This is a genomic window from Dactylosporangium sp. NPDC049525 (assembly GCF_040676755.1).
Classification (GTDB): Bacteria; Actinomycetota; Actinomycetes; order Mycobacteriales; family Micromonosporaceae; genus Dactylosporangium.
In genome coordinates this window covers 18,122-44,446 of sequence record NZ_JBFAPO010000037.1, presented here as the reverse complement: position 1 = coordinate 44,446, position 26,325 = coordinate 18,122, and the positions used below count along the sequence as shown (strand labels likewise).

General features: G+C 74.4%; 1 protein-coding gene (running past one end of the window). It reads left to right on the top strand.

Annotated features, from left to right (window positions below; translation table 11 throughout):
• Positions 1-26,325, top strand: partial view of a non-ribosomal peptide synthase/polyketide synthase gene (locus AB0K00_RS37915; protein ID WP_363531031.1) — the 3' portion only. 7,896 nt of this gene lie to the left of the window's left edge; only the last 26,325 of its 34,221 coding nucleotides appear in the window; the start codon falls outside the window, past its left edge; its stop codon occupies positions 26,323-26,325.

Sequence of the window (26,325 nt, the reverse complement as noted above, 5' to 3'; positions counted from 1 at the left end):
CTCGGCGTGGTGAAGGCCGGCGCGGCCTTCCTGCCGGTCGACCCGGACCTGCCGGCGGAGCGCGTCGAGTTCATGCTCGCCGACGCCGGCGCCGGCATCGTGCTGTCCGACGTGGACGGCTCGCCGGCGCACCCCGCCGCCGGGCCCGGGCTGCCGGTGCGGCCGGACAACCCGGCCTACGTCATCTACACCTCCGGGTCGACGGGGACGCCGAAGGGTGTCGTCACGTCGCACGCGGGTGTGGTCAACACGCTGCGGTGGCTGACCGACACCTACGACATCGGCCCCTCCGACCGGATCCTGTACAAGACGCCGGTCGGGTTCGACGTGTCGGTGTGGGAGCTGTTCCTGCCGCTGGTGTCCGGCGCGACCGTCGTCGTGGCGCGCCCGGGAGGGCACCGGGACCCGGCGTACCTGGCCGGGCTGATCGGCGAGCAGCGGGTGACGGTGGCGAAGTTCGTGCCGTCGATGCTCCAGGTGCTGCTGACCGAGCCGTCCCTGGCCGGCTGCGGGTCGCTGCGGCACGTGTTCGGCGGCGGTGAGGAACTGCCCGCGGCCGTGCGGGACCGGTTCTTCCAGGTGCTGCCGGGCGTGCGGCTGCACAACACGTACGGCCCGACCGAGGCGGCCATCACGGTCACGTCGTGGGAGTGCGACCCGCGGCGCACCGGGCCGGTCGTGCCGATCGGCGGCCCGATGGCGAACGTCCGGGCGTACGTCCTCGACGACCGCCTCCAACCGGCCCCGGTCGGCGTGGCGGGCGAGCTGTACCTGGCCGGTACCCAGCTGGCCCGCGGCTACGTGGGCCGCGCCGGGATGACCGGTGAACGGTTCGTCGCGGATCCGTTCGGCGTCGGCGGGCGGCTGTACCGCACCGGCGACGTGGTGCGGTGGACCCCCGCCGGCGAACTGGTGTTCCTGGGCCGCGCCGACGACCAGGTGAAGATCCGCGGGTTCCGGATCGAGCCGGGTGAGATCCAGGCGGTGATCGCCGGACACCCGGACGTTTCGCAGGCGGCGGTGATCGCGACCGCGGACCAGCGGCTCGTCGCCTACGTCGTCGGCACCGCCGACCCCGCCGACCTGCGCGGGTTCGCCGCGGCGCGGCTGCCGCAGTACATGGTGCCGGCCGTCGTCGTCCTCGACGCGCTGCCGGTGACCGTGAACGGCAAGCTGGACCGGCGGGCGCTGCCCGCACCGGACTTCGCCGCCGCCGCGGGTGCGGGCCGCGGACCCGCGAACGTCCGCGAGGAGCTGCTGTGCCTCGGGTTCGCCGACGTGCTCGGCCTGGACTCGGTCGGCGTCGACGACAACTTCTTCAACCTCGGCGGGCACTCGCTGCTCGCCGTGCGCCTCGTCGAGTGGCTGCGGGTGCGTGGCGTGGCGGTGTCGGTGCGGGCGCTGCTGGAGGCCCCGACGCCCGCCGGTGTCGCCGCCGCGGCCGGCCCGGTGGTGGTGCCGGTGCCAGCGAACCTGATCCCGGCCGGCGCGCGGACGATCACGCCGCAGATGCTGCCGCTGACCGACCTGACCGGCCCTGAGCTCGAGGCGGTGCTCGCCACGGTGCCGGGCGGCGCGGCCAACGTCGCCGACGTCTACCCCCTCGCGCCGCTGCAGGAAGGCATCCTGTTCCATCACCTCCTCGCCGGCGGCGGCCAGGACACCTACGTCGCGCCGCTGGTGCTGGAGTTCGCCGACCGTCCGCGCCTCGACCGGTTCGTCGCGACGCTGCAGCGGGTCGTCGACCGGCATGACGTGTTCCGCACCTCGGTGGTGTGGTCGGGCCTGCGGGAGCCGGTACAGGTGGTCTGGCGGTCCGCGCCGCTGCGGGTGAACGAGGTGCCCGTCGCCGCCGGCGCGGACGACCCGGCGGAGGCGCTGATCTCGGCCGTCGGGCTGTCGATGGACCTGGGCCGGGCGCCGCTGGTGGACCTGCACGTCACCGGCGTCGACGGCGGCCGGTGGCTGGGGCTGGTGCGGATGCACCACCTGGTCCAGGACCACACCGCCATGGAGGTGGTCCTGGACGAGATCCGGGCGCTCCTGGAGGGCCGGGCCGGCGACCTGCCGGAGCCGCTGCCGTTCCGCGACTTCGTCGCCCAGGCACGGGCCGGCCTGCGTGACGGCGGGCACGAGGCGTTCTTCCACGACCTGCTCGCCGACGTCGCCGAGCCGAGCGTCGCGTTCGGGATCAGCGACGTGCATGGCGACGGGTCGGCCGCGGTGCAGACGCTCGCCGGCCTGGACACCACGGTGGCCGCCCGGCTGCGCGACGTGGCCCGCCGCCTCGGCGCCAGCCCGGCGACGGTGCTGCACGTGGCGTGGTCCCGGGTGCTCGCGGTCGTGTCGGCCCGCGACGACGTGGTGTTCGGCACGGTCCTGTTCGGCCGGATGAACGCCGGTGCCGGCGCCGACCGGGTGCCGGGCCTGTTCATGAACACGCTGCCGGTGCGGGTCCGCACGACCGGCGTCGACGTGACGGCGGCGGTGGCGGCGATGCGGGCGCAGCTGGCCGGGCTGCTCGAACACGAGCACGCGCCGCTGGCGCTGGCGCAGCGGGCCAGCGCCGTGCCGGCGGACGAGCCGCTGTTCACGACCCTGTTCAACTACCGGCACAACGCCGCCGCCGGTCCCGTCGAGTTCGACGGCGTCCGGCAGGTGTCCTTCCGGGAACGGACGAACTACCCGCTGTCGGTGTCGATCGACGACGACGGCACCGGTTTCGGCCTGGACGTGGACGCCGTCGCGCCGGTCGACCCGTACGCCGTCACCGGCATGCTGCAGACCGCGGTCGAGGATCTCGTGTCCGCGCTGGAACGCGCCCTGGACGGCGGCGCACACACCGCACTGTCCGATGTGGAGGTGCTGGGCGCCGACGAGCGGACCCAGGTCGTGGCGGGGTGGAACGACACGGCGGCCGACGCGCCACCGGCGTCGCTGCCGGCGTTGTTCGCGGCGCAGGTGGCGCGGACGCCGGACGCGGTCGCGGTGGTGTTCGAGGGCGAGCCGGTGTCGTTCGCCGAGCTGGACGTGCGGTCGAACCGGGTGGCCCGCCATCTCGCCGAACTCGGCGTGGGCCCGGAGTCGGTGGTGGGGGTGCGGCTGCCGCGCGGCGCCGACCTCGTCGTGGCGCTGCTGGGCGTGGTGAAGGCGGGCGCCGCGTTCCTTCCGGTTGATCTTGACCTGCCGGCCGAGCGGGTCGCGTTCATGCTCGCCGACGCCGGCGCCGGCGTCGTGCTGTCCGACCTGGACGGTGCGCGGGCGTGCTCCGGCGCGGGCCTGGCCACGCCGGTACTGCCGGATCAGGCCGCGTACGTCATCTACACCTCCGGCTCGTCGGGGACGCCGAAGGGCGTGGTGGTCTCGCACGCGGCGGTGGTGAACACGCTGCGGTGGCTGGCGGACGAGTACGGTCTCGGCCCGTCGGACCGGGTGCTGTTCAAGACCCCGGTCGGATTTGACGTGTCGGTGTGGGAGCTGTTCCTGCCGCTGGTGTCCGGGGCCGCGATGGTGGTGGCGCGGCCCGGCGGGCATCGCGAGCCGGAGTACCTTGCCGGGCTGATGCGGCGGGAGAGGGTGACGGCGGCGGAGTTCGTGCCGTCGATGCTGCAGCTGCTGCTGGCCGAGCCGTCGGTGGCGGAGTGCGGGTCGCTGCGGCACGTCCTCAGCGGCGGCGAGGAACTCCCCCCGGCGGTGCGGGACGCATTCTTCGCGGCGTTGCCGGGCGCGCGGCTGTACAACACGTACGGGCCGACGGAGGCCGCGATCACGGCCACGTCATGGGAGTGCGACCCGGGCGCTGCGGGGCCGGTCGTCCCGATCGGCCGGCCGATGGCGAACGTGCGGGCATACGTCCTCGACGACCGACTCCGGCCGGTTCCGGTGGGGGTGGCCGGTGAGCTGTACCTGGCTGGTGCGCAGCTGGCCCGCGGCTACGCCGGCCGCGCCGGGCTGACCGGTGAGCGGTTCGTCGCGGATCCGTTCGGCGCCGGCGGCCGGCTGTACCGCACCGGCGACGTCGTGCGCTGGACCCCCGCCGGTGACCTGGTCTTCCTGGGCCGCGCGGACGAGCAGGTGAAGCTCCGCGGGTTCCGGATCGAGCTCGGTGAGATCCAGGCGGTGCTCGCCCGGCATCCCGACGTGCGGCAGGTGGCGGTCGTCGCGACCGCGGACCAGCGGCTCGTCGCGTACGTCGTCGGCGCCGCCGACCCGGCGCCGTTGCGGGACTTCGCCGCGGCGCGGCTGCCGGAGTACATGGTGCCGGCGGCGTTCGTCGCCCTCGACGCGCTGCCGGTGACCGTGAACGGCAAGCTGGACCGGCGAGCGCTGCCCGCACCGGACTTCGCCGCCGTCGCCGGGACCGGCGGCGGCCCGGCGAACCTGCGTGAGGCGCTGCTGTGCCAGGCGTTCGCCGACGTCCTCGGCCTGACCTCCGTCGGCGTCGACGACGACTTCTTCGCCCTCGGGGGCCACTCGCTGCTGGTGGTGCGCCTCGTCAGCCGGGTGCGGACGGCGCTCGGGATCGAGGTGCCGGCCCGCGCGGTGTTCGAGGCCCCGACGGTCGCGCGTCTCGCCGCCCGCATGTCGGGCTCCGGCGCGGCCCGCACCGTGCTGGTGCCGTGGTCCCGCCCGCCACGGCTGCCGCTGTCCTACGCGCAGCAACGCCTGTGGTTCATCGACCAGCTCGAAGGCCCCAGCCCGCTCTACAACATCCCGATGGAGCTGCGCCTGACCGGCGACGTCGACGCGGGCGCGCTCGACGCGGCGCTGCGCGACGTGATCGAGCGGCACGAGGTGCTGCGCACCGTGTTCCCGACCGCCGACGGGCAGCCGTACCAGCACGTCATCGGGGTCGAGGACCTCGGCTGGCAGCTGCAGGCGGTCGACGTCGCCCCGTCAGAACTCCAGGCCGAGGTCGCGGCCGCCGCCGGGTATGCCTTCGACCTCGCCGCCGAGGTCCCGGTCCGGGCCTGGCTGTTCGCCGACGGTTCCGACACCCGCGTCCTGCTCGTGGTCGTGCACCACATCGCGACCGACGGCTGGTCCAGCGGGCTCCTCGCGCACGACGTCTCGACCGCGTACGCGGCCCGGCTCGAGGGCCGCGCGCCAGCGTGGGAGCCGCCGGCGGTCCAGTACGCCGACTACACGCTGTGGCAGCGGGAACTGCTCGGCGGTGAGGACGACCCCGGCAGTGTCATCACCCGGCAGGTCGCCTACTGGCGGCAGGCCCTGGCCGGCGCGCCCGAGGAACTGGCGCTCCCCGTCGACCGGCAGCGCCCGGCGGCGGCGACGTACCGCGGGCGCACCGTCGCGCTGGAGGTGCCGGCCGATGTGCACGCCCGCCTGCTGCGGGTGGCGCGCGAGCAGGGCGTGACGGTGTTCATGGTGCTGCAGGCCACGCTCGCCGTCCTGCTGCACCGGCTCGGTGCGGGCCCGGACGTGCCGATCGGAGCGCCGGTCGCCGGGCGTACCGACGAAGCCCTCAACGACCTCGTCGGCTACTTCATCAACACCATGGTCATCCGCACGGACCTGACCGGCGACCCGACGTTCGACCAGGTGCTGTCCCGGGTCCGCGCGGCGAGCGTCGCCGCCTACGACCACCAGGACGTGCCGTTCGAGCGGCTGGTCGAGGAGCTGGCCCCGGCGCGGTCACTGTCGCGGCACCCGCTGTTCCAGGTGATGCTCACCCTGCAGAACGCCCCCGACCAGGTGCTGGACCTGCCGGGAGTGCAGGTCCGGGAGGCGCCGCGCGACGAACCGCCGTCGAAGTTCGACCTGAACGCCATCGTCGCCGAGGAGTTCGGCGCCGACGGCGCACCGGCCGGGATCCGCGGCGGGCTGACCGGCTCGGTCGACCTGTTCGACCCCGCGACCGTGACGGCGATCGCCGCCCGGTGGATCCGCGTCATCGGGACGCTCGTCGCCGATCCCGGCGCGCGGGTGTCCGATGTGGACGTGCTCGACCCGGCCGAGCGGCATCGGATGCTCGTCGACTGGAACGACACCGCCTCCGGCGTCGCGCCGGCGACCCTGCCGGAGCTGTTCGCGGCGCAGGTCGCGCGGACCCCGGACGCGACCGCGGTCGTCTGCGACGACACCGAGGTGACCTACGCCGACCTCGACACCCGCGCGGACCGGCTGGCCCGGCATCTCACCGCGCTCGGCGTCGGCCCGGAACGCCTCGTCGGGGTGTGCCTCGAGCGCGGCGCGGACCTGATGGTGGCGCTGCTGGCGGTCCTCAAGGCGGGCGGCGCGTACCTGCCGATCGACCCCGGGTACCCGGCGGAGCGGATCGCGTTCATGCTCGCCGACGCGGCACCCGTCGCGGTCCTCGCCTCGTCGGGCACCGCGCCGGCGCTGCCGCCGGGCGGTGCCGTGCCGGTCGTGGTCCTCGACGACCTGCCGTCGCTGCCGGGTGCCGCGGCACCGGTGGCACCGGTGGCGCTGTTGCCGCAGCACCCGGCGTACGTCATCTACACGTCCGGTTCGACGGGGACGCCGAAGGGCGTCATGGTGTCGCACGCCGGGTTCGCCGCGTTCGCGGCCGGCCACGCGCGGCTGCTGGGCGTCGGCCCGGCGGACCGGGTGGCGCAGTTCGCGTCGGCGAGCTTCGACACGTTCGGCTGGGAATGGAGCATGGCGCTGCTACAGGGCGCCGCGCTCGTCGTCGTGCCGTCCGACCGGCGCCTCGGGCCGGACCTCACCGCAGTGCTGCGGACCCAGCGGGTGTCCTACGTGACGCTGCCGCCGGCCGTGCTGGCGCTGCTGGACCCGGCGGCGATCGGCGCCGACGTGACGGTGATGGTCGCCGGGGAGGCGTGCGCGCCGGAGGTGATGGCCCGCTGGGCGGCCGGCCACCGGATGTTCAACTCCTACGGGCCGACCGAGACCACCGTCGACGCCACCCTGTGGCGGTGCGACGCCACGGCCGAACAGGTCGCGATCGGCCGTCCCGTCCTCGACACCCGTGTGTACGTCCTCGACGACCGGCTGGCGCCGGTCCCGGCCGGGGTCGCCGGCGAACTGTACGTCGCCGGCGCCGGCCTCGCCCGCGGATACGTGCGCCGCGCCGCCCTGACCGCGACGCGGTTCGTCGCCGACCCGTTCGGCACCGGTGGGCGGCTGTACCGCACCGGCGACGTCGTGCGGTGGACGGCCGGTGGGGACCTCGTGTTCGTGGGCCGGGCCGACGACCAGGTCAAGATCCGTGGCTTCCGGATCGAGCCCGGCGAGGTCGAGGCGGTCCTCACCAGCCACCCGGAGGTGACCCAGGCCGCGGTCGTCGCCCGCGAGGACACACCGGGCGACCGGCGCCTCGTCGCCTACGTCGTCGGCACCGCCGACCGGGCGCAGCTGCGGGACCTCGTCGCGTCGCGGCTGCCGGAGTACCTGGTGCCGTCGGCCGTCGTGACCCTCGACGAGCTGCCGCTCACCGTCAACGGGAAGCTGGACCGCAAGGCCCTGCCCGCCCCGGACGTCACGACCGCCGCGCCCGGGCGGCGCGGCCCTGCCGACGCCCGCGAGGCGGCGCTGTGCGCGGCGTTCGCGGAGCTCCTCGGCCTCGACTCGGTCGGCGTCGACGACGACTTCTTCGCCCTCGGCGGGCACTCGCTCCTCGCGGTCCAGCTGATCAGCCGGGTCCGGGCGGCGCTGCAGGTCGAGGTCGACATCCGCACCCTGTTCGAGGCCCCGACGGTCGCCGGGCTCGCGGCGCGGCTGCCGGGCGCCGGACAGGCCCGGTCGGCGCTGGTGCCGTGGACCCGCCCGCAGCGGCTGCCGCTGTCGTTCGCGCAGCAACGACTGTGGTTCATCGGCCAGGTCGAAGGCCCGAGCGCGACCTACAACATCCCCATGGTCCTCGGCCTGTCCGGCGACGTCGACACCGCCGCCCTCGAAGCGGCCCTGCGCGACGTCATCGGCCGGCACGAGGTGCTGCGCACCGTGTTCCCGACCGCCGACGGCGAACCGTTCCAGCAGATCGTCGACGGCACCGACCTGGACTGGCGGCTGCACCGGGTCCAGGTGCGCACCGGAGACCTGCCGGACGCGGTCACCCGGGCGACGCAGGAACCCTTCGACCTCGCGACGCAACTCCCGGTCCGGGCCTCGCTGTTCACCGACGAGACCGGCGAGCAGGTCCTCGTCGTGGTCGTGCACCACATCGCCAGCGACGGCTGGTCGACCGGACCCCTCATCCGGGACGTGTCGGCGGCCTACACCGCCCGGCGCGCCGGACAGGCCCCGCAGTGGCAGCCGCTCTCGGTGCAGTACGCCGACTACGCCCTGTGGCAACGCGAACTGCTCGGCACCGAGGACGACCCGGACAGCGTCATCTCCCGCCAGGTCGGCTACTGGCGGCAGGCACTCGCCGGCGCCCCGGAGGAACTCACGCTGCCGGTCGACCGGCAGCGCCCCGCGGTCGCCGGTCACCGCGGGCACACCGTCGCAGTGGAGGTGCCCGCCGACGTCCACGCCCGCGTGCAGGACCTGGCGCGGACCCGCGGCGTGACCGTGTTCATGGTCCTGCAGGCCGCGCTCGGCGTGCTGCTGTCCAAGCTCGGCGCCGGCACCGACATCCCGATCGGCGTCGCGGTCGCCGGGCGCACCGACGAAGCCCTCAACGACCTGGTCGGGTTCTTCGTCAACACCCTCGTCATGCGCACCGACCTCGCCGGCGACCCAGCCTTCGACGACCTCCTGGCCCGCGTCCGCGAGACGGGCCTGGCCGGCCTCGAACACCAGGACGTGCCGTTCGAACGCCTCGTCGAGGAGCTCGCACCCACCCGCTCCCTGGCCCGGCACCCGCTGTACCAGGTGATCCTGACCGTGCAGAACACCGCCGCGGTCGCCCTCGACCTGCCCGGCATGCGGATCACCGAACTGGTGCCGGCGTCGCAGTCGGCCGCCGCGGCAACGTTCGACCTCGACCTCAACGTCGGGGAGACCCTCACCGCCGGCGGTGTCCCGGCCGGGATCCACGGCCGGCTGACCGGATCGGCGGACCTGTTCGACGACGCGACCGTCGCCGCGATCGCACAGCGGTGGGTGCGGGTCCTCGACGCGGTCACCACCGACCCCGGCGCCCCGCTGTCCGCGGTCGACGTCATGGCCGCCGACGAACGCCGGCGCGTCCTGATCGACTGGAACGACACCGCGACGCCGATGCCCGGCACCCTCGCGCCCGCGATGTTCGCCGGCTGGGTCGCGCGGACGCCGGACGCGGCCGCGGTGGTGTGCGACGGGGTCGAGGTGTCCTATGTGGACCTCGACGCCCGCGCCAACCGCCTGGCCCGCTACCTGGCCGCTTCGGGTGTCGGCGCGGAGTCGGTGGTGGGTCTGTGCCTGCCCCGCGGGATCGACATGGTCGTCGCGCTCCTGGCGGTGTGGAAGGCCGGCGGCGCGTACCTGCCGATCGATCCGGGGTATCCGGTGGAACGGATCGGGTTCATGCTCGCCGACTCGCGCGCCGCGGTGCTGCTCGGCGTGGAGGACATCCTCGACGAGCTTCCTGCGGGGCGGGTCCGTTCCGTGGCCCTCGATGACCGCCGGGTGGCTGCTGCGGTGGCGGCGCAGTCGGGCGCGCCGCTGGACGTGCCGGTGCTGCCGGATCAGCTGGCGTATGTCATCTATACGTCGGGTTCGACGGGGATGCCGAAGGGTGTCGCGGTCACGCATGGTGGGTTGGCGAATTATGCGGTGTGGGCGGTGGGTGCGTACGGTCCGGCGGGCCGGGGCGCGGTGCTGCACTCGTCGCTGGCGTTCGACCTGACTGTCACGAGCGTGGTGATACCCCTCGTCGCGGGGTCGCGGGTGGTCGCGAGTGTGGAGGGTGGCGCGGAGGGCCTGGCCGAGTTGCTGAATGCGTCGGACGGGTTCGACGTGGTGAAGGTCGTGCCGGCGCATCTGCCGTTGCTGGCGGAGTTGATCATCGGTCCTGCTGCGTCGTCGGCGGCGCGGGTGCTGGTGGTTGGTGGTGAGGCGTTGTCGGCGGGTCCGGTGCGGCGGTGGTTGGATCGGGCGCCGGGTTCGGTGGTGGTGAATGAGTATGGTCCGACGGAGACGGTTGTCGGGTGTTGTGTGTATCGGGTGTCGTCGGGGCAGGTGCTGGCGGGGGAGCAGGTGCCGATCGGGCGGCCGATCGCGAATACCCGGTTGTATGTGCTGGATGAGCGGTTGTCGCCGGTGCCGGTCGGGGTGGCCGGTGAGTTGTACATCGCCGGCGTCCAGCTCGCTCGTGGCTATGTGGGCCGGGCCGGGCTGACGGCGGAGCGGTTCGTCGCGGACCCGTTCGGCACCGGCGGACGGTTGTACCGCACCGGCGACGTGGTGCGCTGGAACGCCGACGGAGACCTCGTCTACCTCGGTCGTGCCGACGAGCAGGTGAAGATCCGCGGGTTCCGGATCGAACCCGGCGAGATCGAGGCGGTCCTCGCCGGGCACCGGCAGGTCGCCCAGGCGGCGGTCATCGCCCGCGAGGACGTCCCCGGCGACAAGCGGCTCGTCGCCTACGTGGTCCCCGCCGACGCCGCCGACGAACCGGACCCGTCGGCGCTGCGGCGGCTGACGGCCGACCGGCTCCCCGACTACCTGGTTCCCGCCGCGGTCGTGGTGCTCCCGGCGCTCCCGCTCACCGCCAACGGCAAGCTCGACCGGCGGGCACTGCCCGCACCGGACGCCACCGGCGCCGGCACCTCGAGCCGCGGCCCAGCCGACGCCCGCGAGACCGCGCTGTGCGAAGCGTTCGCGGACGTGCTCGGCCTCGAAACCGTCGGCGTCGACGACGACTTCTTCGCCCTCGGCGGCCACTCCCTGCTCGCCGTCCGGCTCGTCAGCCGGGTCCGGGCCGCGCTCGGCGTCGAGGTCGACATCCGCACCCTCTTCGACAGCCCGACCGTCGCCGGTCTCGCGGCACGCCTGCCGGCCGCCGGCACGGCCAGGACCGCGCTGACACCGCAACCCCGCCCGGAGCGGCTGCCGCTGTCGTACGCGCAGCAGCGGCTGTGGTTCATCGGGCAGCTCGAAGGGCCCAGCCCGACGTACAACATCCCGGTCGTGCTGGGACTGTCCGGCGACGTGGACGTCGCGGCCCTCGAGGCCGCGCTGCGGGACGTCATCGGGCGGCACGAGGTGCTCCGCACCGTGTTCCCGGTCGCGGACGGCGCGCCGTACCAACGGATCCTCGACGACGTCGACTGGCACCTCGAGGTGGCCGAGGGCACGCCGGACGCGGTCGCCCAGGCGACCAGGTACGCGTTCGACCTGGCGGCCGAGATCCCGATCCGCGCCTGGCTGTTCACCGCGGACGCCGTCCTGGTCGTGGTCGTCCACCACATCGCCAGCGACGGCTGGTCCACGGCCCCGCTCGCCCGCGACCTGTCCGCGGCGTACGCGGCCCGCGTCCAAGGGCACGCGCCACAGTGGACGGCGCCGCCGGTGCAGTACGCGGATTACGCGCTGTGGCAGCGGGACCTGCTCGGCTCGGAGGACGACCCGGACAGCGTGATCTCGCGGCAGGTCGGCTACTGGCGGCAGGCTCTCGCCGGCGCGCCGGAGGAGCTGGCGCTGCCCGCGGACCGGGCCCGCCCGGTGGCGGCGAGCCACGTCGGCCACACCGTGCCGGTACACGTCCCCGCCGGGGTGCACGCGCGGTTGCGGGAGGTGGCGCGGGAGCAGGGTTCGACGGTGTTCATGGTGGTGCAGGCCGTGCTCGGGGTGTTGTTGTCGAAGCTGGGCGCGGGTACGGACATTCCGATCGGTACGGCGGTGGCGGGTCGCACGGATGAGGCCCTGGACGATCTGGTCGGGTTCTTCGTCAACACCCTTGTGATGCGGACGGACCTGTCGGGGGATCCGTCGTTCGTGGAGGTGCTGTCGCGGGTGCGGGAGGTGGGTCTGGCGGCGTTCGAGCATCAGGACGTGCCGTTCGAGCGCCTGGTTGAGGACCTTGCTCCGGTGCGGTCGTTGTCGCGGCATCCGTTGTTCCAGGTGATGTTGACGGTGCAGAACGCGGCGGAGGCGGCACTCGACCTGCCCGGCGTGTCCGTGCAGGAGGCGGCGGGCGGGCCGGTGGCGGCGAAGTTCGACCTGGACGTCGCCGTGTCCGAGACGTACACCGCCGACGGCACCCCGGCTGGCATCGTCGGCGACCTCACCGGATCGGCCGACCTGTTCACCGCCGACACCGTCGCCGGCCTCGCCGACCGCCTGCTGCGGGTGTTCGCGACCGTGGCGGCGGACCCGGCCACCCGACTGTCCGATGTGGACGTCCTGGACCCGGCCGAACGGCGACTGGTGCTGGCGGAGTGGAACGCCCCGGTCGACGTGGTCCCGGCGGGGACGCTCCCCGCGGTGTTCGCGGCGCAGGCGGCCCGGTCCCCGGGCGCGACGGCCCTGGTCGACGGTGACCTGCGGTGGTCGTATGCGGAGCTGGACGCCCGGTCGAACCGGGTGGCGCGGTTCCTCACCGGCCGCGGGGTGGGCCCCGAGGACCTGGTCGCGGTGCGGATGGAGCGGACCGCGGACCTGGTGGTGGCGCTGCTCGGCGTCCTGAAGGCCGGCGCCGGATACCTGCCGGTTGATCCGGCGTACCCGGCGGAACGGGTCGAGTTCATGCTCGCCGACGCCCGCCCGGCACTGGTTCTTACCGACCTGTCCGGCCTGCCCGCGGACGACGGTCCGGTGGCCGTGCCGGGTCTGCTGCTGGACCACCCGGCGTACGTCATCTACACCTCCGGGTCGACGGGCACGCCGAAGGGCGTCGTCGTGTCGCACCGCAACGTGATGTCGCTGTTCGCGGCGACGTTCGACCGGTTCCAGTTCGGGCCGGACGACGTGTGGACGTGGTTCCACTCGTTCGCGTTCGACTTCTCCGTGTGGGAGCTGTGGGGCGCCCTGCTGCACGGCGGCACGGTCGTCGTCGTCCCGTTCGACGTGTCCCGCTCACCGGCGGACTTCTGGGCGCTGCTGCAGCGGGAACGGGTGACGGTGCTGAGCCAGACACCGTCGGCGTTCTACCAGCTGACCGCGGCGCCGAGCGCCCTGCGGGTCGTGGTGTTTGGCGGCGAGGCCCTGGACGCGACACGGCTGGACGGGTGGTGGGACCACGGCCCGCAGCTGGTGAACATGTACGGCATCACCGAGACCACCGTGCACGTCACGTACCGGCTGCTGGACGGCCCGGAATCCGCGGGTGTGATCGGGCGCGGCATCCCCGGCCTGCGGGTGTACGTCCTCGACGAGCGGCTGCAGCCGGTCCCGGTCGGCGTCGCCGGCGAGATGTACGTGGCCGGTGCGCAACTCGCCCGCGGCTACGCCGGACGGGCCGGGCTGACCAGCGGCCGGTTCGTGGCATGCCCGTTCGGCACCGGCGAACGGATGTACCGCACCGGCGACCGGGCCCGGTGGACCGCGGCCGGAGACCTCACGTTCGCGGGCCGGTCCGACGACCAGGTGAAGGTTCGCGGGTTCCGGATCGAACCCGGCGAGATCGAAGCTGTCCTGCTCGCCCACCCGCAGGTCGCGCAGGCCGCCGTGCTGCTGCGCGAAGAACGCCTGGTCGCGTACGTCGTCGGCACCGCCGACAGTCCGGCGCTGCGGGACTTCGCCGCGGCCCGCCTGCCCGAGTACATGGTCCCGGCCGCGTTCGTGGCCCTGGACGCGCTGCCGCTGACCGTCAACGGCAAACTCGACCGGCGGGCGCTGCCGGCGCCGCGGTTCGAGACCGGCGCCGGCCGCGGCCCGCGCGACGTGCACGAGGAACTGCTGTGCGCCGCGTTCGGCGACGTCCTCGGCCTCGACACGGTCGGCGTGGACGACGACTTCTTCACCCTCGGCGGGCACTCACTGCTCGCCGTCCGCCTCGTCGAATGGCTCCGGGCGCGGGGCGTCGCCGTGTCGGTGCGGGCGCTGTTCGAAACCCCGACCCCGGCCGGACTCGCCGCCACCGCCGGACCGGTGCCGGTCACGGTGCCCGAACACCTCGTCGACCTGACCGACGACGAGCGGCGCGTGATCGTGGCGGCGGTCCCCGAGGACCGCATCGCCGACGTCTACCCGCTCGCCCCGCTGCAGGAGGGCATCCTCTTCCACCACCTCCTCGCCGACGGCGGCGAGGACGCCTACGTCCTGTCCACCGTCCTCACCTTCGACGACCGGGCCCGGCTCGACGGCTTCGTCGCCGCCCTGCAGCAGGTGATCGACCGGCATGACGTGTTCCGCACGTCCGTGGTGTGGGAAGGGCTGCGCGAGCCGGTCCAGGTGGTGTGGCGCACCGCGACCCTGCCGGTCGTCGAGGTCGCCGCCGTCGACGACGTCGGCCTGTCCATGGACCTCGGCCGGGCCCCGCTGCTGGACGTCCACACCTGCCCGGCCGGCGACGGCCGGTGGCTCGGCCTCGTCCGCGTCCACCACCTGGTCCAGGACCACACCGCGATCGACGTCGTCCTCGGCGAGATCCGCGCCATCCTCGACGGCCGCGCCGGCGACCTGCCGGCACCGGTGCCGTTCCGGAACTTCGTCGCGCAGGCCCGCGCCGCGGGCGGGCACGAGGAACACTTCCGGGAACTGCTCGCGGACGTGGCGGAGCCGACGGTCGCGTTCGGTGTGCGGGAGACGCACGGCGACGGCTCCGGCGTCCTCAGCGCGGACCAGCACCTCGACGCCGGGCTCGCGCTCCGGCTGCGGGACGCGGCCCGGCGGCTCGGCGCCAGCCCCGCCACCGTCATGCACGTCGCCTGGTCCCGGGTCCTCGCCGCGGTGTCCGGCCGCGACGACGTCGTCTTCGGCACCGTCCTGCTCGGCCGCATGAACGCCGGCGCCGGCTCGGAACGGGCGCCGGGCGTGTTCATCAACAGCCTGCCGGTGCGGGTCCGCACCGGGCACCTCGACGCGGTCGCGGCGGTCTCCGACCTGCGCCGGCAGCTCGCCGGTCTCCTCGAGCACGAGCACGCGCCGCTCGCCGTCGCCCAGCGGGTCAGCGGCGTCCCCGCCGACGAGCCGCTGTTCACCACCCTGTTCAACTACCGGCACGCCACCACCGGCGAACCCGCCGCCGCCGGCGGGTTCGGGGTCGTGTCGTCCCGGGAACGGACCAACTACCCGCTGACGGTGTCCGTCGACGACGACGGCAGCGGGTTCGTGCTCGTCGTCGACGCGGCCGGCCCGATCGACCCGGACGCGGTCGCCGCCATGCTGCACGCCGCCACCGCCGACCTGACCGCGGCGCTGCACACGGCCCTCGACGGCGGCGACGCCGCCCCGCTGTCCACGGTGGACGTCCTCGGGGCGGCGACCCGGCACCGGATCGTGGAGGCGTGGAACGACACCACCGTCGACCTGCCGGCGGCGACCGTGCCGGAGCTGTTCGCGGCGTGGGCCGCCCGCCGCCCGGACGCGACGGCGGTCGTGTGCGAGGACCGTTCGGTCACGTACGCGTACCTCGACGCCCGGTCGAACCGCCTGGCCCGGCACCTGGCCGGCCTGGGGGTCGGCGTGGAGTCGGTGGTGGCGCTGCGGCTGCCCCGCGGCATCGACATGGTCGTGGCGATCCTGGCGGTGTGGAAGGCCGGCGCCGCGTACGTGCCGATCGACCCCGACCTGCCCGCCGAGCGGGCGTCGTTCATGGCCGCGGACGCGGGTGCGGTGTGCGTGGTGTCCGAGGTCGAGACCGCCGCGGTGCTTGCCGAGCCCGACGTCGCCCCCGGCGTGCGGGTGCTGCCGGGCAGCCTCGCCTACGTGATCTACACGTCCGGTTCGACGGGCACGCCGAAGGGTGTCGGCGTCTCCCACGCCGCCCTCGCCAACGTCGTGGGCGCGTTCGGGCCGGTCTTCGGGGCGCGGCCGGGCGCCGGTGTGCTGCAGTTCGTCTCGTTCAGCTTCGACGCGTCGGTCCTGGACGTCGCGATCGCGTTGACGTCGGGGGCGAAGCTGGTCATCGCGTCGGCCGTGGAACGCACGGACGCCGGGCTGCTGCGGGAGCTGGTCGCCTCCGCCGGGGTCGAGGTGGCCAGCGTCGTGCCGAGCCTGCTGGAGCTGCTCGAGCCGGCGGATCTCGCGCCCGTGCGGCGGATGGTGGTCGGCTCCGAGGCGATCGCCCCTCGCCGGGCCGCCCTGTGGGCCGCGGACCGGGTGCTGTTCAACGCCTACGGTCCGACCGAGGCGGCCGTCATGATGGCCACCGGCGTCATCAACCCGGTGCCCGCCGCGGTCGTCCCGTTCGGCCGGCCCGCCGGCAACAGCCGCGTGTACGTGCTCGACGACCGCCTGGTCCCGGTGCCGCCGGGCGTGGCGGGGGAGCTGTACGTCGCCGGGGTCCAGCTCGCCCGCGGGTACCTGGGCCGGGCCGCGCTGACCGCGGAACGGTTCGTCGCCGACCCGTTTGGACCGGGACGGCTCTACCGCACGGGCGACGTGGTGCGGTGGACACCCGACGGCGACCTGGTCTACCTGGGCCGCGGCGACGAGCAGGTGAAGATCCGCGGGTTCCGGATCGAACCGGGCGAGATCCAGGCCGTGCTCACCGGCCACCCGGACGTGGCCCGGGCCGCCGTCATCGCCACCGCCGAGGGGCGCCTCGCCGCGTACGTCGTCGGTCCCGCCGACCACGGTGAGCTGCGGGCGCTGGTGGCGGCGAAACTGCCGGACTACATGGTGCCGTCGGCGTTCATGACCCTGGATGAGCTGCCGCTGAACGCGAACGGCAAGCTCGACCGGCGGGCGTTGCCCGCACCCGACTTCACGCTGCTGGCGGGCACCGGCCGCGGACCCGCGAACCTGCGGGAGGAGCTGCTCTGCCAGGCGTTCGCCGGCATCCTCGGCGTCGACGCGGTCGGCGTCGACGACGACTTCTTCGTCCTCGGCGGCCACTCGCTGCTCGCGGTGCGGCTGGTCAGCCGGGTCAGGGCGGTGCTGGGCGTCGAGGTGCCGCTGCGGGCGTTGTTCGACGCGCCGACCGTCGCCGGGCTCGCCGCCCGGCTCCCGGGCGCCGGTGCGGCACGGCCGGCGGTGACGACCCGGCCGAGGCCCGAACGGCTGCCGCTGTCGTACGCGCAGCGCCGCCTGTGGTTCCTTGGCCGCCTGGAAGGGCCGAGCGCGACATACAACATCCCGGTCGCATTGCGGCTGTCCGGTGACGTCGAGCTGGGGGCGCTCGAGGCGGCGTTCCGGGACGTGATCGGGCGGCACGAGGTGCTGCGGACCGTCTTCCCGACCGACGGCGGCGAACCGTACCAGCGGATCCTCGACGACGTCGACTGGCACCTGAGCGTCGAAGCAGGCTCGGACCTCTCTGCGGCGTCCGGGTATGCGTTCGACCTCGCCACCGAACCGCCGATCCGGGCGTGGTGGTTCACCGGCGCCTCCACGCTGGTCGTGGTGGTGCACCACATCGCGGGTGACGGCTGGTCGACGGTACCGCTCGCTGCGGACCTGTCCACGGCGTACTCGGCCCGCCTGGAGGGCCTGGCCCCGACGTGGGAGCCGCTGCCGGTGCAGTACGCGGATTACGCGCTGTGGCAGCGGGACCTGCTCGGCTCGGAGGACGACCCGGACAGTGTCGTGTCGCGGCAGGTCGCCCACTGGCGGCAGGCCCTCGCCGGCGCACCGGAGGAGCTGGCGCTGCCCGCGGACCGGCCCCGTCCGGCGGTGGCGGGTCATGCCGGGCACAGCGCCGACTTGCACGTCCCCGCCGAGGTGCACGCGCGGCTGCGGGAGGTGGCGCGGGAGCAGGGTTCGACGGTGTTCATGATCCTCCAGGCCGCGCTCGGGGTGCTGCTGTCCAAGCTGGGCGCGGGCACGGACATTCCGATCGGTACGGCGGTGGCGGGTCGCACGGATGAGGCCCTCGACGATCTGGTCGGGTTCTTCGTCAACACCCTTGTGATGCGGACGGACCTGTCGGGGGATCCGTCGTTCGTGGAGGTGCTGTCGCGGGTGCGGGAGGTGGGTCTGGCGGCGTTCGAGCATCAGGACGTGCCGTTCGAACGCCTCGTCGAGGACCTTGCCCCGGTGCGGTCGCTGTCGCGGCATCCGTTGTTCCAGGTGATGTTGACGGTGCAGAATGCGGCGGAGGCGGCACTCGACCTGCCCGGCGTGTCCGTGCAGGAGGCAGCCGGCGGGCCGGTGGCGGCGAAGTTCGACCTGGACGTCGCCGTGTCCGAGTCCTTCGGCACCGGCGGTGCCGCCGCCGGCCTGATCGGGACGGTGACCGGATCCGCGGACCTGTTCGACCCGTCCACGACGGCGTCGATCGCCGCCCGCCTGGTCAGCGTCCTGACCGCGGTCGTCACCCGGCTCGACCTCAGACTGTCCGACGTGGACGTCCTCGGCGCCGCCGAACGCCGGCGGATCCTGACGGACTGGAACACCACCGGGTTCACCGCCCCGGACACCACGCTGCCCGCGATGTTCACGGCACAGGCGGCGCGGACGCCGTCGGCGGTCGCGGTCGTCGCCGGCGACACGTCGGTGACGTACGCGCAGCTGCACGCCCGGTCCAACCGGGTGGCGAACCGCCTGCGGAACCAGGGCGTGCGGCCCGAGTCGGTGGTCGGCGTGCGGATGCACCGCGGGATCGACCTCGTGGTGGCCGTCCTGGGCATCCTGAAGGCCGGCGGCGCATACCTGCCGCTGGACCCGGACCTGCCGGACGAACGGGTGGCGTTCGTGCTCGCCGACGCCGGCGCCGCACTCGTCGTCACCGACGCGGCCGGCGACGACACCGCAGACCCCGGCACCGTCGTGCTGCCGTCGCACCCCGCCTACGTCATCTACACGTCCGGTTCGACCGGCACCCCCAAGGGTGTCGTGATCGAACACCGGTCCGCGGCGGCGCTGGTGGCGTGGGCCTGTGAACGGTTCGGCGGTGGGCTGTTCGACCGGGTACTGGGTGCGACGTCGCTGAGCTTCGACGTGTCGGTGTTCGAGCTGTTCGGTCCGTTGTGCTGTGGCGGGTCGGTCCGGATCGTCGAGGACCTGCTCGCGCTGGCCGACGCGGAGACCGTGGTGGATGACGTGTCGCTGGTGAGCGCGGTGCCGTCGGCGTTGGTGCCGGTGGTGGGTTCGGTGTCGGCCGGCATGGTGGTGCTGGCGGGTGAGGGCCTGTCGGCGCCGGTGCTGGGCACGATCCGCGCCGCGGTGCCGGACGCCGCGGTGGCGAACATCTACGGCCCGACCGAGGCGACGGTCTACGCCACCGCCTGGTTCGACGAAGACGAGGACGACGACGGTGCCGACCGTCCGGTCCCGCCGATCGGGCGCCCCATCGGCGGCACCCGGGTGTACGTCCTGGACGATCGGCTGCGGGTGGTGCCGCCGGGGGTGGCGGGGGAGCTGTACCTGGCGGGCTCCGGCATCGCCCGCGGCTACCTCAACCGGCCCGGTCTGACCGCGGAACGGTTCGTCGCCGACCCGTTCGGCCCCGGACGGCTGTACCGGACCGGTGACGTGGTCCGCTGGGCCGCCGACGGCAACCTCGTGTACCTGGGCCGGGCCGACCAGCAGGTGAAGGTCCGCGGGTTCCGGGTCGAGCCGGGCGAGATCGAGGCCGTCCTGGTCGGTCACGCCGACGTCACGCAGGCCGCGGTCATCGCCCGGGACGAGCGGCTCGTCGCCTACGCGGTCGGCACCGCGGACACCGCGACCCTGCGGAAACTGGTGGCGTCCCGGCTGCCCGACTACATGATCCCCGCCGCGATCGTCGTGCTCGACGCGCTGCCGTTGAACGCCAACGGCAAGCTCGACCGCCGGGCGCTGCCGGAGCCGCAGTTCGAGACCCGCGCCGGGCGGCGACCCGCGAACGTGCGTGAGGAACTGCTCTGCCTCGCGTACGCCGACGTGCTCGGCCTCGAATCCGTCGGCGTGGACGACGACTTCTTCGCCCTCGGCGGCCACTCGCTGCTCGCCGTCAGCCTCGTCGGGCGCGCCCGCCGCCTCCTCGGCGTCGAGGTGCCCCTGCGGACCCTGTTCGAGGCGCCGACCGTCGCCGGCCTCGCCGCCCGGCTGGCCGGCGCCGACGACGCCCGCGCCGCTGTCGTGCCGTGGACCCGCCCGGAGCGGCTGCCGCTGTCGTACGCCCAGCAGCGGCTGTGGTTCATCGGGCAGCTGGAAGGCCCGAGCGCCACCTACAACATCCCGGCCGTCCTCGACCTGTCCGGCGACGTCGACGCCGAGGCCCTCGAGGCCGCGCTGCGGGACGTCATCGCCCGGCACGAGGTGCTGCGCACGGTCTTCCCGGCCGCGGACGGCGTGCCGTACCAGCGGATCCTCGACGACGTCGACTGGCACCTGGACGTCGCCGACGGCTCCCCCGACGCGATCGCCGCGGCGACCCGGTATGCGTTCGACCTGGCGAACGAGATCCCGATCCGCGCGTGGCTGTTCGCCGGCGCGGACGGTGCGCACACGCTGGTCGTGGTGGTGCACCACATCGCGGGCGACGGCTGGTCGACCGGCCCGCTCGCCCGGGACCTCTCCACCGCCTACGCGGCCCGGCTGGCGGGCGCGGTTCCACAGTGGACGCCGCTGCCGGTGCAGTACGCCGACTATGCCCTGTGGCAGCGGGAGCTGCTCGGGTCCGAGGACGACCCGGACAGCCTGATCGCACGGCAGGTCGCCTACTGGCGGCAGGCCCTTGCCGGCGTCCCGGAAGAGCTCGCGCTCCCCGCCGACCGGCCCCGGCCCGCGGTGGCGAGCCCCGACGGCCACAGCGTCCCGCTGGACCTTCCCGCGGACCTGCACGCCCGGATCCGGGACGTGGCCCGCGAGCAGGGTGTCACGGTGTTCATGATCCTGCAGGCCGCGCTCGGTGTGCTGCTGTCCAGGCTCGGCGCCGGCACCGACATCCCGATCGGCGCGCCGGCGGCGGGCCGCACCGACGAAGCCCTCGAAAACCTGGTCGGCTTCTTCGTCAACACGCTCGTCATGCGCACCGACCTCGCCGGTGACCCGACGTTCGAGGACCTCCTCGTCCGCGTGCGGGAGACGGGCCTGGCCGGCCTCGAACATCAGGACGTGCCGTTCGAACGCCTCGTCGAGGAGCTCGCCCCGGTCCGGTCGCTGTCGCGGCACCCCCTGTTCCAGGTGATGCTCACCCTGGAGAACACCGCCGAGGTGACCGTCGACCTGCCCGGCTCCGACAGCCGGGCCGGGTCCGCGGGGCCGCGGGCCGCGAGGTTCGACCTCGACGTCGTCGTCGCCGAGACGTTCGGGCCCGAGGGAACCGCGGCCGGGCTGCGGGGCGTCCTGACCGGGTCCGCGGACCTGTTCGACGCGCCGACCGTCGCGTCGTTCGCGCAGCGGTGGGCACGGGTCCTCGGCGCGGTGCTCGCCGACCCGGCCCGGCCGGTGTCCGAAGTGGACATCCTCGACGCCGACGAACGCCGCCGCGTCCTCGTCGACTGGAACGACACCGCCGCCGCCGTGCCGGACGCGACGCTGCCGGCGCTGTTCGCGGCGCAGGCGGCCCGGACGCCGGACGCGACCGCGGTGGTGTCCGGCGGCGTCGCCGTCACCTACGCCGACCTCGACGCCCGCGCCAACCGGATCGCCCGGCACCTGCTGGCGTGCGGGGTGCGGCCCGAGTCGGTCGTCGGCGTGTGCCTGCAACGCGGCGCCGACCTGGTCGCGGCGCTGCTCGGCGTCCTCAAGGCCGGCGGCACCTACCTGCCCGTCGACCCCGAGTACCCGGCGGAGCGGGTGGCGTTCGTCCTCGCCGACGCGGGCGCCAGGTGCGTGCTCACCGATCCGGCGTCCGCCGGCACCGCTTCCGCCGCCGCGGCACGGATCGTCACCCTCGACGACCCGGCGATCGGGGTGCTGCCCGGCGACGCGCCCGCCGTCGACGTGACGGCCGGGCAGCTGGCGTACATCATCTACACGTCGGGTTCGACCGGCACCCCGAAGGGCGTCGCCGTCGAGCACGGCTCGCTGGTGAACTTCCTCGCCGCGATGCAGGACCGGTTCGGGCTCGGCGCCGGCGACCGGCTGCTGGCGGTGACCACGGTCGGCTTCGACATCGCCGCGCTGGAGCTGTACCTGCCGCTGCTGCACGGCGCGACCGTCGTGCTCGCCGGGCGGGACGAGGTCCGCGACCCGCGGCTGCTGCGGGACCTGGTCCGCGCCCACGACGCGACCGTCGTGCAGGGCACGCCGAGCCTGTGGCAGGCGCTGATGACCGGTACCGGCGAGGATGCCGGCGACTGGAGCGGCGTGCGGGTCCTCGTCGGTGGCGAGGCGCTCCCGGCCGACCTGGCGCGGACCCTCGCCGGGCGGGCCGCGTCGGTGACGAACCTGTACGGCCCGACCGAGACCACCGTCTGGTCCACGGCCGCGGGCGTCACCGCCGGCACGGGCACGGTCACCATCGGCCGGCCGATCGCCAACACCCGCGTCCTCGTCCTCGACGACCGGCTGCGCCCGGTGCCCGCCGGGGTCGCCGGGGAGCTGTACATCGCCGGTGCCGGGGTGGCGCGCGGCTACGCGGGACGCCCGGGGCTGACCGCCGAACGGTTCGCCGCCGACCCGACCGGCGCCGGCGGCCGCATGTACCGCACCGGCGACGTCGTGCGCTGGACGGCCGGCGGGGACCTGGTGTACCTGACGCGCGCCGACACCCAGGTGAAGCTGCGCGGCTTCCGCATCGAGCTCGGCGAGATCGAGGCGGTGCTGCTGGCGCACCCGCAGGTCACCCGGTCGGCGGTGGTGCTGCGCGACGATCGGCTGGTCGCCTACATCGTCGGCCCGGCCGGCGCCGCGGCGCTGCGGGAGCTCGTCGCGGCGCGGCTGCCGGAGTACATGGTGCCGTCGGCGTTCGTCACCCTCGACGCCCTGCCGCTGACCCCGAACGGGAAGCTCGACCGCAAGGCGCTGCCGGCGCCGGACCTCGGTGCGCTCGCCGGGTCCGGGCGCGGCCCGGCGTCCGCCCACGAGGAACTGCTGTGCCTGGCGTTCGCCGACGTCCTCGGCCTCGCGTCGGTCGGCGTCGACGACGACTTCTTCGCCCTCGGCGGCCACTCGCTCCTCGCGGTCCGGCTGGTCAGCCGGGTCCGGAACCTCCTCGGCGTCGAGGTGTCGCTGCGGGCGCTGTTCGAGGCGCCGACGGTCGCCGGGCTCGCCGCGCGGCTGCCGGGCGCCGGCGTGGCCCGGGCCGGCCTGGTACGGATGGCACGGCCCGAGCGGCTGCCGCTGTCGTACGCGCAGCAACGCCTGTGGTTCATCGGGCAGCTGGAAGGCCCCAGCCCCACGTACAACATCCCGCTCGCCGTGCGGCTGACCGGCGACGTCGACGCGGATGCCCTCGGCGCGGCGCTGCGCGACGTCATCGACCGGCACGAGGTGCTCCGCACCGTCTTCCCGGCCGTGGACGGCGAGCCGTACCAGCGGATCCTCGGCCTCGACGACCTCGACTGGCAGCTGCACACCGAGGCGGTGGCGGCCGACGAGCTGCCGGCCGCGGTCGCGCGGGCGGCCGGGCACGCCTTCGACCTGGCGTCGGACGCGCCGATCCGGGCCTGGCTGTTCACCTGCGGCGACGAGCACGTCCTGACGGTCGTCGTGCACCACATCGCCGGCGACGGCTGGTCGATGCAGCCCCTCGCCGACGACTTCTCGGCCGCGTACACGGCCCGCCGCGAGGGCCGCGCTCCACAGTGGACGCCGCTGCCGGTCCAGTACGCCGACTACGCGCTGTGGCAGCGGGAGCTGCTCGGGTCCGAGAACGACCCGGGCAGCGTCATCGCCGGGCAGATCGCCTACTGGAAGCAGGCCCTCGCCGGCGCGCCGGAGGAGCTGACGCTGCCCGCCGACCGGCCCCGCCCGGCGGCCGGCAGCCACCGCGGGCACACCGTGCCCGTCGAGGTCCCCGCGGCCGTGCACGAGCGGCTCCTCGCCGTCGCCCGCGCCGAGGGCGTCACCATGTTCATGCTCCTGCAGGCCGCGTACGCGGTGCTGATGGCGAAACTGGGCGCCGGCACGGACATCCCGGTCGGTTCGGCGGTCGCCGGCCGCACCGACGAGGCCCTCGACGATCTCGTCGGCTCGTTCGTCAACACGCTCGTCATCCGCAGCGACGTCTCCGGCGACCCGGCGTTCACCGACGTGCTCGCCCGGATGCGCCGGACCGGCCTGGCCGCGCTGGAGCACTCCGACGTGCCGTTCGAACGCCTCGTCGAGGAGCTCGCCCCGTCCCGGTCCCTGGCCCGCCACCCGCTGTTCCAGGTGCTGCTCACCGTGCAGAACAACGCCGACCCGGTGCTGGACATGCCCGGTGTCCAGGTCGGCGGGCACGCGGCGCCGTCGGCGCTGAGCGCGGCCAAGTTCGACCTCGCCGCGGTCGTCGGCGAGGCGTACGACGCCGCCGGTGCCCCGGCCGGGATCGTCGGCGGGCTGACCGGGTCCGCGGACCTGTTCGACCCGGGCACGGTGGCCGCGATCGCACAGCGGTGGCTGCGGGTCCTCGACGCGGTGTCCACCGACCCGGGACGGCGGCTGTCCACGGTGGACGTCCTCGAACCGCAGGAGCGGGACCAGGTCCTGCACCGGTGGAACGACACCGCCACGCGGCTGCCCGCCGCGTCGGTGCCGGAGCTGATCGCCGCGCAGGACCCCGCCGCGGTCGCGCTCGTCGCGGACGGGACCGAGCTGTCCTACGCCGACCTCGACGGGCGGTCGAACCGGCTCGCCCGGTACCTGACCGGGCAGGGCGTCGGTGCCGAGTCCGTCGTCGCGCTGTGCCTGCCGCGCGGCGCCGACATGATCGTGGCGCTCCTCGCGGTCTGGAAGGCCGGCGGCGCCTACCTGCCGCTCGACGCGACCCACCCGGCCGACCGGATCCGGTTCATGCTCGCCGACTCCCGGGCGGCGGTCCTGCTCGGGACGGAGGACATCCTGGACGAGCTGCCGTCCGGCCGGGTCCGCACCGACGCACTCGACGACGGCCGCGTCGCCGCCAGGGTCGCGGCGATGCCGGACGGGCCCCTCGGCACCCGGGTGGCACCGGGGCAGCTGGCCTACGTCATCTACACCTCGGGTTCGACCGGCACGCCGAAGGGCGTCGGCGTCACCCACGGCGGTCTCGCCAACTACGTTGTGTCGGTGCCGCCCCGCGTCGGGCTCAGCGGCGAGGGCCGGTACGCCGTCCTGCAAGGTCAGGTGACCGACCTCGGCAACACCGTGGTGTTCGGCGCCCTCGCCTCCGGCGGCACCCTGGTCGTCGCGCCGGAGCCGGTCGTCACCGACCCCGCCGCGATGGCCGCGTTCCTCGCCGGGCAACGCGTCGACGCGTTCAAGATCGTCCCGTCCCACCTGGCCGCGCTCGGCGCGATCGTGCCGTCCCGGGGCCTGGTCCTCGGCGGCGAGGCCGCGCCGGTCGCCTGGGTCCGGGATCTCGTCGCCGCGGCGGGCGAACGGCCGGTGTACAACCACTACGGCCCGACCGAGACGACGATCGGCGTGCTCACGACCCGGCTCGACGGTTCGGCGGCGGCGGTGCCGATCGGCCGCCCGGTGGCCAACACCCGCGTGTACGTGCTCGACCCGGCGCTGCGGCCGGTGCCGGTCGGCGTCGCCGGTGAGCTGTACGTCGGCGGGGCCCAGCTGGCCCGCGGGTACGTGGACCGTCCCGGACTCACCGCGTCCCGGTTCGTGGCGGACCCGTACGACGCCGGCGGCCGGCTCTACCGCACCGGCGACATCGTGCGCTGGACCCCCGGCGGTGACGTCGTCTATCTGGGCCGGGCCGACGAGCAGGTGAAGATCCGCGGGTTCCGGGTCGAACCCGGCGAGGTCCAGGCCGTGCTCGCCGCGCACCGGCAGGTCGAGCAGGCCGCCGTCGTCGCCCGCGAGGACCGCCTGGTCGCCTACGTCGTCGGCGACGCCGAGCCCGCGGCCCTGCGCGAGCACGTCGCGGCCCGCCTGCCGGAGCACATGGTCCCCGCCGCCGTCGTGATCCTCGACGCGCTCCCGCTGACCAGCAACGGCAAGCTCGACCGCAAGGCCCTGCCCGCCCCGGAGTACGCGACCACCGCCGGGACCGGCCGCGCCCCGGCGAACGCCCGCGAGGAGCTGCTGTGCCAGGCGTTCGCCGAGACGCTCGGCCTGGAGATGGTCGGCGTCGCCGACGACTTCTTCGACCTCGGCGGCCACTCGCTGCTCGCCGTGCGGCTGATCAGCCGGATCCGGGCGTCGCTCGGCGTCGAGGTCGATATCCGCATCCTGTTCGACACCCCGACCCCGGCCGGTCTGGCCGAACACGTCGGCGCCGACCCGACGACCCGTCCGACGTCCCGGCCGGCGCTGCGGCCCATGCTCGGCCCGGAGGAGTACCGATGA